The 11893-nt window shown below is 68.8% G+C and carries 16 protein-coding genes and 1 pseudogene; 3 read left to right on the top strand and 14 right to left on the bottom strand.

The annotated features are described in order from the left end of the window. On the bottom strand, positions 1 to 481 hold a 481-nt coding region (locus ACT6S0_RS23485), incomplete at its 3' end, for an NAD-dependent epimerase/dehydratase family protein (protein WP_444766180.1). Positions 482 to 560: 79 nt separating this feature from the next. Here ACT6S0_RS23485 and ACT6S0_RS23480 point away from each other — a divergent pair. Beyond that, on the top strand, positions 561 to 1049 hold the full coding sequence (locus tag ACT6S0_RS23480; protein ID WP_444766179.1) for a hypothetical protein: 489 nt from the start codon (positions 561 to 563) through the stop codon (positions 1047 to 1049). On the opposite strand, the gene ACT6S0_RS23475 is transcribed toward ACT6S0_RS23480, so the two are convergent. Genes ACT6S0_RS23475 through ACT6S0_RS23460 form a run of 4 tightly spaced genes read right to left on the bottom strand, consistent with a single transcriptional unit; the run spans position 1031 to position 2887 of the window. Further along, positions 1031 to 1522, bottom strand: coding sequence for a dihydrofolate reductase (locus ACT6S0_RS23475; RefSeq protein WP_444766178.1), 492 nt, complete (start codon positions 1520 to 1522; stop codon positions 1031 to 1033). The genes ACT6S0_RS23480 and ACT6S0_RS23475 overlap by 19 nt on opposite strands. Then, entirely contained in the window at positions 1519 to 2322 is an 804-nt protein-coding gene (locus ACT6S0_RS23470; RefSeq protein ID WP_444766177.1) for a thymidylate synthase, read from the bottom strand. Before ACT6S0_RS23470 ends, ACT6S0_RS23475 begins: the two co-directional genes overlap by 4 nt. Beyond that, the gene (locus tag ACT6S0_RS23465; RefSeq protein ID WP_444766176.1) at positions 2322 to 2636 is read right to left on the bottom strand and encodes a CcdB family protein; all 315 of its coding nucleotides are present in this window, start codon (positions 2634 to 2636) and stop codon (positions 2322 to 2324) included. Before ACT6S0_RS23465 ends, ACT6S0_RS23470 begins: the two co-directional genes overlap by 1 nt. Continuing rightward, positions 2636 to 2887, bottom strand: a complete 252-nt coding sequence (locus ACT6S0_RS23460; RefSeq protein ID WP_444766175.1) for a type II toxin-antitoxin system CcdA family antitoxin — start codon at positions 2885 to 2887, stop codon at positions 2636 to 2638. The genes ACT6S0_RS23465 and ACT6S0_RS23460 overlap by 1 nt, the downstream gene beginning before the upstream one ends. Before the next feature lie 192 nt (positions 2888 to 3079). Here ACT6S0_RS23460 and ACT6S0_RS23455 point away from each other — a divergent pair, with 192 nt between their 5' ends. Continuing rightward, positions 3080 to 4537 carry an endonuclease gene (locus tag ACT6S0_RS23455; protein ID WP_444766174.1) on the top strand — a complete coding sequence of 486 codons (1458 nt, stop codon included), beginning with the start codon at positions 3080 to 3082 and terminating at the stop codon, positions 4535 to 4537. A gap of 46 nt (positions 4538 to 4583) precedes the next feature. Here ACT6S0_RS23455 and ACT6S0_RS23450 read toward each other — a convergent pair whose 3' ends face one another. The 5 genes from ACT6S0_RS23450 to ACT6S0_RS23430 all read right to left on the bottom strand — a co-directional run bounded on the left by ACT6S0_RS23450 (position 4584) and on the right by ACT6S0_RS23430 (position 7948). After that, positions 4584 to 5609 (bottom strand): glycoside hydrolase family 5 protein, encoded by a 1026-nt coding sequence (locus tag ACT6S0_RS23450; RefSeq protein WP_444766173.1) that lies wholly within the window; start codon positions 5607 to 5609, stop codon positions 4584 to 4586. A gap of 158 nt (positions 5610 to 5767) precedes the next feature. Continuing rightward, positions 5768 to 7135, bottom strand: a complete 1368-nt coding sequence (locus ACT6S0_RS23445) for an alkaline phosphatase PhoX (protein ID WP_444766172.1) — start codon at positions 7133 to 7135, stop codon at positions 5768 to 5770. A gap of 42 nt (positions 7136 to 7177) precedes the next feature. Beyond that, the gene (locus tag ACT6S0_RS23440; RefSeq protein WP_444766171.1) at positions 7178 to 7495 is read right to left on the bottom strand and encodes a helix-turn-helix domain-containing protein; all 318 of its coding nucleotides are present in this window, start codon (positions 7493 to 7495) and stop codon (positions 7178 to 7180) included. A 1-nt stretch (position 7496) separates the two neighbouring features. After that, positions 7497 to 7724 carry a hypothetical protein gene (locus tag ACT6S0_RS23435; RefSeq protein WP_444766169.1) on the bottom strand — a complete coding sequence of 76 codons (228 nt, stop codon included), beginning with the start codon at positions 7722 to 7724 and terminating at the stop codon, positions 7497 to 7499. Positions 7725 to 7756: 32 nt separating this feature from the next. Then, the gene (locus ACT6S0_RS23430) at positions 7757 to 7948 is read right to left on the bottom strand and encodes a hypothetical protein (RefSeq protein WP_444766168.1); all 192 of its coding nucleotides are present in this window, start codon (positions 7946 to 7948) and stop codon (positions 7757 to 7759) included. Between the two features lie 236 nt (positions 7949 to 8184). Here ACT6S0_RS23430 and ACT6S0_RS23425 point away from each other — a divergent pair, with 236 nt between their 5' ends. After that, entirely contained in the window at positions 8185 to 9216 is a 1032-nt protein-coding gene (locus ACT6S0_RS23425) for a PEP-CTERM sorting domain-containing protein (RefSeq protein WP_444766167.1), read from the top strand. A 119-nt stretch (positions 9217 to 9335) separates the two neighbouring features. Here ACT6S0_RS23425 and ACT6S0_RS23420 read toward each other — a convergent pair whose 3' ends face one another. The 4 genes and pseudogenes from ACT6S0_RS23420 to ACT6S0_RS23405 form a co-directional block, all read right to left on the bottom strand. Then, a complete protein-coding gene (locus ACT6S0_RS23420) occupies positions 9336 to 9482 on the bottom strand; it encodes a hypothetical protein (RefSeq protein ID WP_444766166.1) in 147 nt (48 codons plus the stop codon). Next, complete coding sequence (locus ACT6S0_RS23415) at positions 9483 to 9743, bottom strand: type II toxin-antitoxin system ParD family antitoxin (RefSeq protein ID WP_444766165.1); 261 nt, start codon at positions 9741 to 9743, stop codon at positions 9483 to 9485. A 28-nt stretch (positions 9744 to 9771) separates the two neighbouring features. Then, on the bottom strand, positions 9772 to 11577 hold the full coding sequence (locus ACT6S0_RS23410) for an ABC transporter transmembrane domain-containing protein (protein ID WP_444766164.1): 1806 nt from the start codon (positions 11575 to 11577) through the stop codon (positions 9772 to 9774). A 22-nt stretch (positions 11578 to 11599) separates the two neighbouring features. After that, positions 11600 to 11893: pseudogene (locus ACT6S0_RS23405) on the bottom strand (hypothetical protein); the annotation flags it as partial.

Here is an 11893-nt window from a genome sequence, read left to right as displayed (position 1 = left end):
GTGCCAGCAGGCGCCGGGCACTCAGGCCGTCGGGGGCGAACACCAGCGACGGCTGGGCCACGCAGGCGTCCAGCGGCAGCGCGAGCAAATGGCGGTCGGCTTCGTACTTGCTGAGCAGGAAGGCGGTCCCGGCCTGCCGATCGGCCCCCAGCGCCGACACCTGCACGACGCGCCGCACGCCCGCGCTGGCGCAGGCATCGAACAAGGCCTGCGGGCCGCTCGTGTGCAGGGCGGCAAATGTGGCCGAGGCGCTCTCGCGGAACAGGCCGACGAGGTTGACAACCGCGTCCACGCCCTGCAGGTGCAGCACCCAGACCGACGTCGGCGTGGCGGCGAAGTCCAGCTTCAACCAGCTGCAGCGGCCATGCTCGATGACCGGCGCGCTGCGGCCTGCGCAGACCACCCGGTGTCCAGCGTCGAGCAGCTGGCGCAGCAGCCGGCTGCCGATGAGGCCGGTGGCGCCGGTCAGCAGGATTTTCATGCCGCTGGCGTGGCAAGCCGCATGCCCTGGGAGCGATGTTTGCCAGCCGTGGCGATACCGATCCGTAGGGGCCGCCGCCATGAAGAGTCTGTTGACCCACCTCGCCGGGCGCCTGCTCGTCAGTGACCTGCTGTCCAGCAGCCTGTCCGCCGCCGTGCTGGCCTGGCGTGGTCGCACCGACACGGGCAGCGCCGCCGCGCCGCTGAATGCCGTCAGCCACTGGCTGTGGCCCCGCAAGGCCTTGCGGCAAGACGGCGTGTCAGCGCGCTATACGCTGACCGGTACGGGTGTGCACTACGCCGCCGCGCTGTTGTGGAGCGGGCTCTACGAGAGCCTGCGCAGGCGCCGCGAGCATCGCGGTACGGCGACGCGCACGACCGCCGTCGCCGATGCCGTGGCCGTGAGCGCGGTGGCAGCGGTCGTCGACCTGGCCTGCGTGCCGGACCGGCTCACGCCGGGCTTCGAGAAGCGCATCTCCAACCGCAGCCTGGTGCTGGTCTATGCCGCGTTTGCGGCCGGGCTGGCTTTGAGCGGCCTGGCGGCGGTCAGTCAGCGTCGGCGCAGGTAGTCGACAAAGTCGAAGCGCTGGCCATTGGCGCTGGTGTGCGGTTCGCGCAGGGTCTGGGCGAACTGCTCGCGCGGCCAGGCGGGGAAGTGCCGGTCCGCGTCGGGGAAGGCCGCATCCACCTCGGTCAGCGCCAGCCTGTCAGCCAGCGGCAGCGCCAGCGCATAGATCTCGCTGCCGCCAATGACGCAGACCTCGGGCCCGGTGCAGGCGGCCAGTGCCGCATCCAGGCTGGTAAACACCTCGGCGCCCGGCAGCTCGCGCACCGCGCGGCTGACGACGAGGTTGCGTCGCCCCGGCAGCGGCCGGAACCTGGCCGGCAGCGAGTCCCAGGTCTTGCGGCCCATGACGACGGGCTTGCCCACGGTCAGCGCCTTGAAGCGCGCCATGTCCTCGGGAATGTGCCAGAGCAGCGCGTTGTCGCGGCCGATGGCGCCGTCCGTGGCGACGGCCGCGACCAAGGTGATGCTGCTCATACGGCCACAGGCGCCTTGATGGCCGGATGCGGGTCGTAGCCGCTCAGCTCGAAGTCTTCGAACTCGTAGTCAAAGATCGACGCCGGCCGGCGCTTGATCGTCATCGTCGGGTAGGGGCGCGGCTCGCGGGCCAACTGGGTCTGCACCTGCTCCACGTGGTTGTCGTAGATGTGGCAGTCGCCGCCGGTCCAGATGAAGTCGCCGAGCGCCAGGTCGCACTGCTGGGCCAGCATCATCGTCAGCAGCGCATACGATGCGATGTTGAAGGGCACGCCCAGGAAGATGTCGGCACTGCGCTGGTAGAGCTGGCAGGACAGTTTGCCGTCCGCCACGTAGAACTGGAAGAAGGCGTGGCAGGGCATCAGCGCCATCTTGGGCAGGTCGGCCACGTTCCAGGCGCTGACGATGATGCGACGGCTGTCCGGGTTGGACTTCAGCGTCTTCACGACGTCGGCGATCTGGTCGATGTGGCCGCCGTCGGGTGTGGGCCATGAACGCCACTGCACGCCGTAGACGGGACCCAGGTCGCCGTCCTCGCGCGCCCATTCGTTCCAGATCGTCACGCCGCGCTCCTGCAGCCACTTCACGTTGCTGTCGCCGCGCAGGAACCACAGCAGTTCCAGCACGATGGACTTCAGGTGCACCTTCTTGGTCGTGACCAGCGGAAAACCTTGGCCCAAGTCGAAGCGCATCTGGTGGCCGAACACGCTGCGCGTGCCGGTGCCGGTGCGATCGCTTTTCTGCACGCCGTGCTCGAACACATGGCGCATGAAGTCTTCGTATTGAGAAGGGTGGGTCATCAGAAGGCGCCGAACAGGGTTTCGAGGGCGGTGGTGATGTCGTCTCGGTGGACGCGGAGGTTGACTACCGGTTGCTTGAGCAGGCTCAGCGGCACGGCGCCGAGGGCGGCAGTATCGAGGACGAGGACTTCATCATTGACGGTGACCAGCGGATTGAACCGCTGCGCCCGGGGGCCGAACGCGGCCTCGCGCCGCAAAGGGATCACGATGCGCGTTCCCAGGCCATTGATGTACTCGTTTTGAACGTCCAGGAAGAACGGCGTTTCCTTGCGTTCGCGATTGGCCGGGTTGGCGTAGACGTCGAAGCGCGGCATCACTCGTCCCGTGCGAACGTGCGGTACTGCGCAAGCGGCAGACCTTCGCGTTCGATCCGGGCGTTGTAGTGCGTAATGGCTTCCTTGTTCTGCTCGTTCCAGCGCGCCCAGTAACGCTTCTCAACTTCGGCCGCCAGCAAGGCATCGACAGTGGCGGAGACGTTCATGCCCAATTCCTTGGCCATGTCCAGCACCTTGCTGTTCAGGCTGAGGTTGGCGGCTCGCTTCGGGGCGTCGGCGGTTCTGAACATGACAAGGCTCCATAGGGAATGCGCATGAATTATGCGCTTGCCTCGTGCGCCAAGCCGTGCCTCCTGGCCGCTTCTCGCAAACCCGCTCCCCAGCTTGCAGCTATGAGAAACCCGACTGTGGCGGCCCAGTCACCCGGCCGTCACCACGCCTCGCTATCTTTTACGGCTTAGTCAAAACCCGGGAGGTGCATGATGGGTCGTTGGGATTGGATGGCAACGTTGGTGGCCGCGGCTGCCTTGACTGCGGCGCCGGCCGCGCAGGCGCAGACCGCGCTGACCAAGGGCGTGGCCGTGACCGGCCTGTCGGGCGCGGTCAACACCACGCGCGACTACACCCTGGTGGTGCCAGCGGGCGCCACCCAGCTCAGCTTCGCGCTGAGCGGCGGCACGGGCGACGCCGACCTCTACGTGCGCCGCGGCGCGCCCGCGACCAGCAGCAGCAACGACTGCGCTTCCGAGGGCGGCACGAACGCCGAGAGCTGCGCCTTCACCAGCCCCACCGCCGCGACCTACCACGTGCGCGTGCAGGCCTACCGCGCCTACAGCGGCGCCAGCCTGCTGGGCAACTACAACACCGCCACAGGCACGCCGACCACGGTGACGCTGCAAGCCGGCGTGCCCGTGAGCAACCAGGCGGCCGCAGCTGGCGCCTGGCTGCGTTACCGCATCGACGTGCCCGCGGGCGCCACCAACCTGACCGTGCGCACCAGCGGCGGCACGGGCGCGGTGGACCTGTATGTGCGCGCCGGTTCTGAGCCCAGCGCATCCGCCTACGACTGCCGCCCGCTGGTGGTGGGCAACGAAGAGACCTGCTCCTTCGCGCAGCCGCAGGCCACCAGCTACTACATCGGCCTGTACGGCTTCAAGGCCTTCGCCGGCGTCGCGCTGACGGCGTCGTTCACGCAGCCGCCGACCGGCGGCGCCACCTGGCCGGGCTTCGACACCTACTACGTCAACGCCATCGGCAAGACCGGCGTGGCGCTGCGCAGTGCGCTCAACACCGCGGCCGCGCACGGTCACGTGCGCATGAGCTACTCGGCCGTGTGGGAGGCGCTGAAGTACACCGACGAAGACCCGGCCAACACCGCCAACGTGCTGCTGCTCTACACCGCCCGCTCGCAGGCCAAGACGCACAACGCCGGGGTCAACTCCAGCGACCAGGACGCCTGGAACCGCGAGCATGTCTGGGCCAAGAGCCACGGCTTCCCCGACGAGGGGCAATGGGCGCATACCGACATCCACCACCTGCGCCCCGAGGACGTGTCGGTCAACAGCACGCGCGGCAACAAGGACTTCGACTGGGGCGGCAGCGCCATCGCCGAGGCGCCGGGCAACCTGACCGACGCCGACAGCTTCGAGCCGCGCGCCGCCGTCAAGGGCGACGTGGCCCGCATGATGTTCTACATGGCCATCCGCTACGAGGGCGGCGACAGCACCGGTGTGGGCAACCTGGAGCTGGCCGACAACGTCGGCACCAGCGGCAACCTGTTCGGCAGGCGCTGCACGCTGGTGGCCTGGCACCGCGCCGACCCGGTGGATGCGGCCGAGATCCGCCGCCACAGCCGCATCGTCGAGCGGCAGGGCAACCGCAACCCTTTCGTGGACTATCCGGCGTGGGGGGACGAGGTGTTCGGGGCAGGATGCCCTTGACGGCCTGCGCTGTCGTCGCGCGGGCGCCGCGCCGCCCTGCCTGGATTCAGGGCCCGCACCGCTGCCCGGGCGCAGGCGGCGAGGCGCAGGGTACGCCGGGCCAGCTGCTGATGATCTGCCTGGCCAGGGCACCCGAAGGGGTGAGCTGACCCGCTGACCAGCTGCCTTGCGCGCTGGCGCCCGGCACGAGGGCCGATGCCCCCTCGGCCTTGTCATTGAGCGCCCAGTTGGCGTGGCTGATGCCGCGGGTCTTCATGAAGTCCACCCAGGCCCAGGTCTGCGCTTGCGCCACGGCGCCATCACCGCTGGCGTCGACCGAACCCCATTCGGTCACGAAGAGGGCCACGCCGTTGTTCAGCGCGGTCTGGGCCTTGTCGCGCAGCGCCTGGCCGTGCGTGCCGGCGTAGAAGTGCAGCGTGTAGGCGATGTTGGTGCCGGCGAGCGGGTCCCGGGAGGCCACATCCACGTCCTGCGACCAGTTGGGTGTGCCGACGACGATGAGGTTGTCCGGGTCGATGGCGCGGATGCCGTCCACCACCGCCTGCGCATAGGGCTTGAGCGTGCCGCTCCAGGAGACGTTCAACGGCTCGTTGTAGATCTCGTAGATGACGTGAGGGTTCTTGCCGTAGGTGCGGGCCATCTCTTCGAAGAAGGCCACGGCCTGGGCGCGGTAGTCCTCGGCATGGTGGCTGTGCCAGTCGATGATGACGTACATGTTGTTGGCGATCGCGGCGTCCACCACCGCCTTGACCCGCGCCTTGTTGCCGGCCGGGTCGTGCAGGTAGCCGCCTGGGTCGTCCACGCCCATCGCGACACGCACGAGCCGAGACTTCCAGTCGCCTTTCAGCCAGCCCACCACCTCGGCGTTGTAGTACTTCTCCCCGCCCCAGCCGGTGTTGCTCCAGAACAGGCTGTTGCCGGCGAAGCTGGCCGGCTGGCCCCCGGCGAGCAGCTGGTTGCCGCGGATGGACAGGGGGCTGACGTCCGCCAGTGCCGTGCCGGCCTGGGCCAGCACGAGGCCGCTGAACAAGGCCGCCGTCATGCGGCGCAGGGGGATAGCAAATGAGTGCACGGGGTCTCCTGTGGATGATGCCCGGGCCTGGAGCGCCGGGTGCCCGGGTGTCGGATGCACCTCGGTTGTACAGCGTTGTCATCGGGCCGAAGTTTTGCACGTCGCGAGTGCCTGTGGCAGGCCGGTTTCGCGCACCCGGCCCCGCGCCCGGTGACGGATCAGCCGGTGAACGGCCCTGTGATCGCCACCGTGAAGCCAGGCCGGTAGACGTTGGCAAACAGGGTCTTGCCGTCGGCGCTGAAGCAGGTGCCGGCCCATTCGGCGCCGCGGAAATCGCCCTTCAGGCCCGGCTGCTTCTCCAGCTCGCCGCCGGCCAGCTGCACGTTGTTGCGCGCCAGCTCGAACAGGCCGGCCAGCCCGCCCCCGCGCTTCAGGCCGTAGAGACGCTGCACCGGCTGCTTGCTGTCCTCGCACACGACGATCAGGTCGCTGCGCGGGTGCAGGCAGAGGTTGTCGGGGTAGTCGAACACGCTGGCGCCCGGTGACTCCAGGAACAGCTCCAGCCGCTGCTGGCTGGGGATGAAGCGCCACACCTGGCCGGCCTTGGCATCGCCGCCGTCGGTGCTGGTGAAGAAGAGCTCGTCGCGCCCCGCGTCCAGCCCCTCCAGGCGCGTGAACAGGCTGCCGCCCTGCGCCTGGCCCTGCAGCAGCACACCGTTGTGGCCGTTGCCGCCCACGCCGTCGGCGGGGCGCTCGATGTCGACCCAGTCCACGTCGAACTGCTGACCCGGCTTCAGGCCGCTGCGCAGGTCGGGGGCCTTGCGGGCGCGCAGCATCTGCAGGCGCCCCCCGGCCGCCAGGTCGCCCTTTTTGGCCGGCAGCAGGCGGTAGAAGCCGGCCGGTCGTGCGTCCTCGGTCAGGTAGACCGTGCCGTCGGCATCCACCAGCGCGGCCTCGTGTTTGAACTGGCCCAGCGCCGTCAGCGCCCGCGCGTTGGAGGCGCCATCGGCTGGCACCTCGAACACGAAGCCATGGGGCTTCTCCAGCCTGAAGGGCTTGCCGCGCGCCTGGCCCGCGTGCCCGGCCGGCGTGACGATCTCCTCGCACGACAGCCAGCTGCCCCAGGGCGTGATGCCGCCGGCGCAGTTCACCAGCGTGCCCGACAGCGAGCCGCGCACCTCCAGCAGCTTGCCGGCCGCACGGTCGTAGCGCAGCGTCACCGTGCCGCCGTCGCAGCGCGCGTCGTACTGGCTGGCCGCCGGCCCGAAGCCACCGCCGGTTCCGAAGATCTCGTGGTTGCGCACCAGCGTGAACACCTCGCCTTCGGTCTTGACGATCCCCATCCCGTCCGCCGCGTCCGGCACCACGCCGCCATTGGCCAGCGCCTCGCCAGCCCAGCCGAAGCTGCGGTAGCGGAAGCCCTCGGGCAGCATCAGCAGCGGCAGGCCGGTGGCCTCGTCGGCCACCGGCCGCAGCGGGCCGTAGCCGGCGGCCGGGCGGCCGTGCTGGCGCGTCTGGGCGCTGGTGGCGAAGGCGCTGGCCAGCGGGCTCAGCGCGAGGGCTTGGAGGAGGGGGCGGCGTTGCATGGGGGCAGTATCACCGTGAGGCGCCTGCAGTCTGACGCCCGCTCATGCGGTCAACTCTTCAGCCAGCTCCGGATGATTGACGATCAAGCGCATCAGGCAGGCCACCGCGCCGAGAGGCGAAAAACGGCCCTGCTCCCAATCACACAGCGTCGCCACCGGCGTGTCGATGCGATCGGCAAAGGCGGCTTGTGTCAGCCCCGATTTCTCCCGCGCCTGCCGCACCAGCATCTGCTCCGGCGTGGTGACGCGTCCTTCGCCAGCCTGGGCTTCGTTGAGCGCCTGACGCAGATCGGGCAGCGCCTCGCCGGCGTCCGCCTCGATGGCTTGCGCCACTGCTTCGATGGCGAACTTCTTGGCCATGTCAAACCACCTTCTTGATATCGGCACGGCTCATATTGCTGACGGCAGCCTTGGCATAGACCGCCACCAGCAGCACGACTTCCTCGTCGCTCGGAGGGTGAGAGTTCTTCAGACGTACCCGAGAGGCGCGCCACAACGCCCTCGAACTAGGCGCGAAGCGCAGCCATGGCGGGCTATGGCGAGCATTTGCAACGACGGGCGAGGGTGTTTTGATGCGCAAGGCGGGCATGGACGAAAAGCTCTCACCTCCCGGGAAATAGATCACCGCGCACCACCGGACTTGCCTGAGCCGGCGCGGCTCCAGCGCAGCTTGCGCGCGCCGTCCGCGCCGGGAATCACGTCGCCCGCTGTCGGGTGGGCGGCGATCCATTCGATGAACTCGACCCGTTCAGCGTCACCCCACAGCTTGGCGGCCTGCTTCTGAAACGTCGGGGTTTCGATCGCCGTGCGCACGGGTGGCGAATGTGCGGGATGCCCGTATTTTGCCGGGGTGGGATTGCAGCGCCCTCACCGAGGCGCGGGCTACCTGACCGACGCCGACAGCTTCGAGCCGTGCGCCGCAGTGAACAGCGACGTAGTCGGTCGGGATTCAGACTTGAGACTTCACGGCGGGCGGCACTCCTCAACTCTGAGGATGCGCGGCGAAGGCGAGTCGCTAGATTGGCAGACCTCTCTGTCCGGAGTACTCCATGCACAAATTCGTTATTGCCGCCCTGGTCACGGCCGCCGCCCTGGCAACCGCCGGCAACGCGCGCAGCGCCGAGGTCTACACCTTGGTCAGCACCGACTCGTATGCCTACACCGCCGCGGAGCCCTACGGCGTCGTCATCTATTCGCCCATGGGCGGGTCCCCCGCGGCGCAGGGTCAGCCGTCCGCCAGTCTTTTCGCCAACGGTCTGGACCACTACCGCTGGGTGGTGGACACCCCCACGACGGGGCATTGGCAGTTCCATTGGCACGTGCCGGGCAAATACAGTGCTACGGCGACCACGTCGATGGGTATCAACCAGACCCAGGCGCGCGCCGTCGGCGGGCTGAACGTCGGAGAGAACACGCGGCAGGCCCTCGTGCTCGCGTCGTCCACCTGGGTCGAGGGCTTCACGGTGACCGGAGGCAGCGGCAGTGGCGTGCTGCGCATGAACTTGAACGTGCAAGGCAGCTTCACCATCACCGGCACACCGGGCGACACCGGCCTTGTCGGCCATGCGGGCACCTACCTCAACATCCTCAGCACCGACAGCGCTGCCAATGTCGTCGATCCTTCCAACCAGTTCCTCGCCTGGGCCTGCGAGCCCGGTGACGACTGTGACTACGACACCACACGGTTCGCCAGCCTCGGCAACCTCAAGCTGATGAGCACGACGAGCACGACGGTCAACAAGAGCCTGTGGGTGGACATTCCCTTCAACTATGGCGAGACCTTCTACCTCGTCGGCTCGATGGAAAGCGAAGCGCGGTCCTTCAACGCTGGCGCGGTGGCCGAGGCGGTCTTCCTGCCGACGACCGTCACGCAGTTCGACGCCCCGGCCGGGGCCTCGGTGTGGCTGGAGTCCGGCAGCTATGCGGCGTTCGCGCTGTCGGCACCGGTGCCCGAGCCCGCGACATGGGCGCTGATGGGCATGGGTACTGCGCTGCTGGCCCTGCGCCGGTGGAGAGCGGGTGAGGATCGGTTGAGCCGGCACAGCATTGCGGGGCGGCAGCCAACCGTGGCTTGTTCGTGAAGCCACGGGGAGGCGGGCACCAGCCGGCGGCCGATCAACTGCGCTGGCTCGGGAGCGCTCGTTGGGAGCCACGAGCCTCAGCTGGTGATTGACCCCGTTTACGCGTGTCTGGAGCTCTTCTATCGGTTGGTAGCCGCCCACAGCAAAAACGTCTCGTCCAGCCTGTCTGCCCAGCGGTCAGCCTCGGCAATGCTGTCTTCGGCGATGTAGTCCCAGATGGTGAGGATGTCGGCTTCCGCCAGCGGCCTCCGGTTAACGCGCGCCATTCAAAAGGTCGCAACTTTGGTAGCGCGACGGGCACGCGCCTTGGCCTTCACGGCTTCGGCGTCCCAGGGCTCACTGGCGCCGCTGTCGGGGCCCTGGCGAATGTCGTGGCGCAGCTCTTGCAGCTTGGCATGCCGAAGGCGGTCCTGCTCGTCCATCAGCCGAAGCGCCTCGCGCACCACCTCGCTGGCAGAGGAGTACATGCCCGAGTCCACTTTTGCGCGCACGAGTTCCTCGAGCTGAGGAGTCAGGTTGACGTTCATGCCCATGGCTCATTCAACTGCGCGCCCCTCAGCCAGCGGCGCCCGCCTCTGTCACCAACCCAAACTGCATCGCCGCCAACTTCGCATACAGCCCGCCGCGCGCGACCAGCTCGTCGTGCCGCCCGATGTCCACAATGCGCCCCGCTTCCAGCACCACGATCCGATCCGCCTTCTGGATCGTCGCCAGCCGGTGCGCAATGACCAGAGTCGTGCGGTGCTGCATCGCCGCCTCTAGCGCCGCCTGAACGACCCGTTCGCTCTCCGCATCCAGCGCACTCGTCGCCTCGTCCAGCAGCAGCAGCGGCGGGTTCTTCAGCATGGCCCGCGCGATGCTGATGCGCTGGCGCTGGCCGCCGGACAGGCGCACGCCGCGCTCGCCCAGGAAGCTCTGGTAGCCCTCCGGCAAGGCTCGGATGAAGTCGTCGGCAAAGGCGGCCTTGGCAGCGGCGATGACTTCTTCGTCGGTCGCCTCGGGCCGGCCGTAGCGGATGTTCTCCATCGCCGTGGTCGAGAAGATGACGCTGTCCTGCGGCACCAGGCCGATGTTGTGGCGCAGGTCGGCCAGGCTGAGGTCGCGGGTGGGCACGCCGTTCAGGCGGATGGCGCCGGCCTGGGGGTCGTAGAAGCGCAACAAGGTCTGGAACAGCGTCGTCTTGCCGGCGCCGCTGGGGCCGACGAGGGCGACGGTTTCGCCGGGGGCGACGTCGAGGCTGATGCCGTCCAACGCCGGGGTCAGTGGGCGTGACGGGTAATTGAAGCGCACGGCGTCGAACTCCACGCGTGAGCCGCCGGTCGTCGTGGACAGCGCCTTGGGCGCCGCCGGATCGGCCACCGGCGAGCGCGCTTCCATCAGCTCGATGAGGCGCTCCGTCGCCCCGGCCGCGCGCAGCACGTCGCCCCAGACCTCGGCCAGCACGGCCACGCTGCTGACCAGCAGGGTCACATAGACCACCGTCTGCCCCAGGTGGCCGGCGCTGATGGTGCCGGCGATGACGGCCTGGGTGCCCTGGTACAGGCCCCACAGCATCGCGCCGAAGACGGCGGTGATGAGGAAGGCGACCATGAAACTGCGGATGCGCGTGCGCTTGAGCGCGGTGTCGAATGCGGCCTCGCTGGCGGCCGCGAAGCGCCTGGCCTCGGCGCCTTCCTGCGTGTAGCTCTGCACGATGGTGACGGCGTTCAGCACCTCGGCGGCAATGGCCGAGGTGTCGGCCACGCGGTCCTGGCTGGCCCGCGAGAGCTTGCGCACGCGCCGGCCGAAGTAGAGCGCCGGTGCCACCACCAGCACCAGGATGCCCAGCACCTGGCCCATCACGTAGGGGTTGGTGACGATCAGCATGGTGAGGGCGCCAATGCCCATGACCGTGTTGCGCAGGCCCATCGACAGGCTGGAGCCGACGACGGTCTGCACGACGGTGGTGTCGGTGGTGATGCGGCTCAGCACCTCGCCGGTCTGCGTGGTCTCGAAGAACTCGGGGCTTTGGCGCAGCACATGGGTGTAGACGGCATTGCGCAGGTCCGCCGTGACGCGTTCGCCCAGCCAGGTGACCATGTAGAAGCGCGAGGCCGAGAACAGGCCGAGCGCCGCGCCGACCGCGAACATGGCCAGGAAATGCTCGCGCAGCGCCATCAGCTTCTCGCCGGGGTTGCTGGCCTCGAAGCCGGCGTCGATGAGGCCGCGCAGTGCCAGCGGGAAGGCCAGCGTGGCCAGGGCGGCCAGCACCAGCAGCAGCAGGGCCAGGCCGATTTGCAGCCGGTAGGGGCGCAGGAAGGGCGCCAGGCCGCTGAGCGAGCGGGCCTGTTTGGAAGCGGGGCGGTCGGTGGTGGAGGTCATCGGGTCAAAGGGTGAGCGGTTTTCAACCTCTCAGGGTCTGGGCCAGGACGGCGCAGCTGCGGGCCAGCATCGCGTCGTCGAGGTCCTGGTGGCAGAGCAACTGCAGCACATGGGTGCGCCAGCGCGCGCCGTGGTCGTCGTGGAAGGCGGGCACGCCGGGCCAGACGCGGTCCCAGCGGAACACGGCGCAGCCGGCCGCGCGCAGGGCGGCGTAGACCGGCTCCGGGTCGTCCACCCACAGCGGCATCACATAGGGCGCGGCCTGGGCGGGCAGGGCGCCGAGCAGCGGCCGCGCGCCGCGCAGCGCCAGCGTGCC

The organism is Roseateles sp. (genome assembly GCF_052436255.1).
In the GTDB taxonomy this organism is placed as follows: domain Bacteria; phylum Pseudomonadota; class Gammaproteobacteria; order Burkholderiales; family Burkholderiaceae_C; genus Pelomonas.
Note: the sequence above shows the minus strand (reverse complement) of the source record. Positions and strands in the feature narration are given on the sequence as shown.

Excerpts from the sequence above, each read along its gene's own strand:
- ACT6S0_RS23480 (WP_444766179.1), top strand. The coding sequence starts at position 561 with ATGAAGAGTCTGTTGACCCACCTCGCCGGGCGCCTGCTCGTCAGTGAC.
- ACT6S0_RS23475 (WP_444766178.1), bottom strand. The coding sequence starts at position 1,522 with ATGAGCAGCATCACCTTGGTCGCGGCCGTCGCCACGGACGGCGCCATC.
- ACT6S0_RS23470 (WP_444766177.1), bottom strand. The coding sequence starts at position 2,322 with ATGACCCACCCTTCTCAATACGAAGACTTCATGCGCCATGTGTTCGAG.
- ACT6S0_RS23465 (WP_444766176.1), bottom strand. The coding sequence starts at position 2,636 with ATGCCGCGCTTCGACGTCTACGCCAACCCGGCCAATCGCGAACGCAAG.
- ACT6S0_RS23460 (WP_444766175.1), bottom strand. The coding sequence starts at position 2,887 with ATGTTCAGAACCGCCGACGCCCCGAAGCGAGCCGCCAACCTCAGCCTG.
- ACT6S0_RS23455 (WP_444766174.1), top strand. The coding sequence starts at position 3,080 with ATGGGTCGTTGGGATTGGATGGCAACGTTGGTGGCCGCGGCTGCCTTG.
- ACT6S0_RS23445 (WP_444766172.1), bottom strand. The coding sequence starts at position 7,135 with ATGCAACGCCGCCCCCTCCTCCAAGCCCTCGCGCTGAGCCCGCTGGCC.
- ACT6S0_RS23440 (WP_444766171.1), bottom strand. The coding sequence starts at position 7,495 with ATGGCCAAGAAGTTCGCCATCGAAGCAGTGGCGCAAGCCATCGAGGCG.
- ACT6S0_RS23435 (WP_444766169.1), bottom strand. The coding sequence starts at position 7,724 with ATGCCCGCCTTGCGCATCAAAACACCCTCGCCCGTCGTTGCAAATGCT.
- ACT6S0_RS23425 (WP_444766167.1), top strand. The coding sequence starts at position 8,185 with ATGCACAAATTCGTTATTGCCGCCCTGGTCACGGCCGCCGCCCTGGCA.
- ACT6S0_RS23420 (WP_444766166.1), bottom strand. The coding sequence starts at position 9,482 with ATGGCGCGCGTTAACCGGAGGCCGCTGGCGGAAGCCGACATCCTCACC.
- ACT6S0_RS23415 (WP_444766165.1), bottom strand. The coding sequence starts at position 9,743 with ATGAACGTCAACCTGACTCCTCAGCTCGAGGAACTCGTGCGCGCAAAA.
- ACT6S0_RS23410 (WP_444766164.1), bottom strand. The coding sequence starts at position 11,577 with ATGACCTCCACCACCGACCGCCCCGCTTCCAAACAGGCCCGCTCGCTC.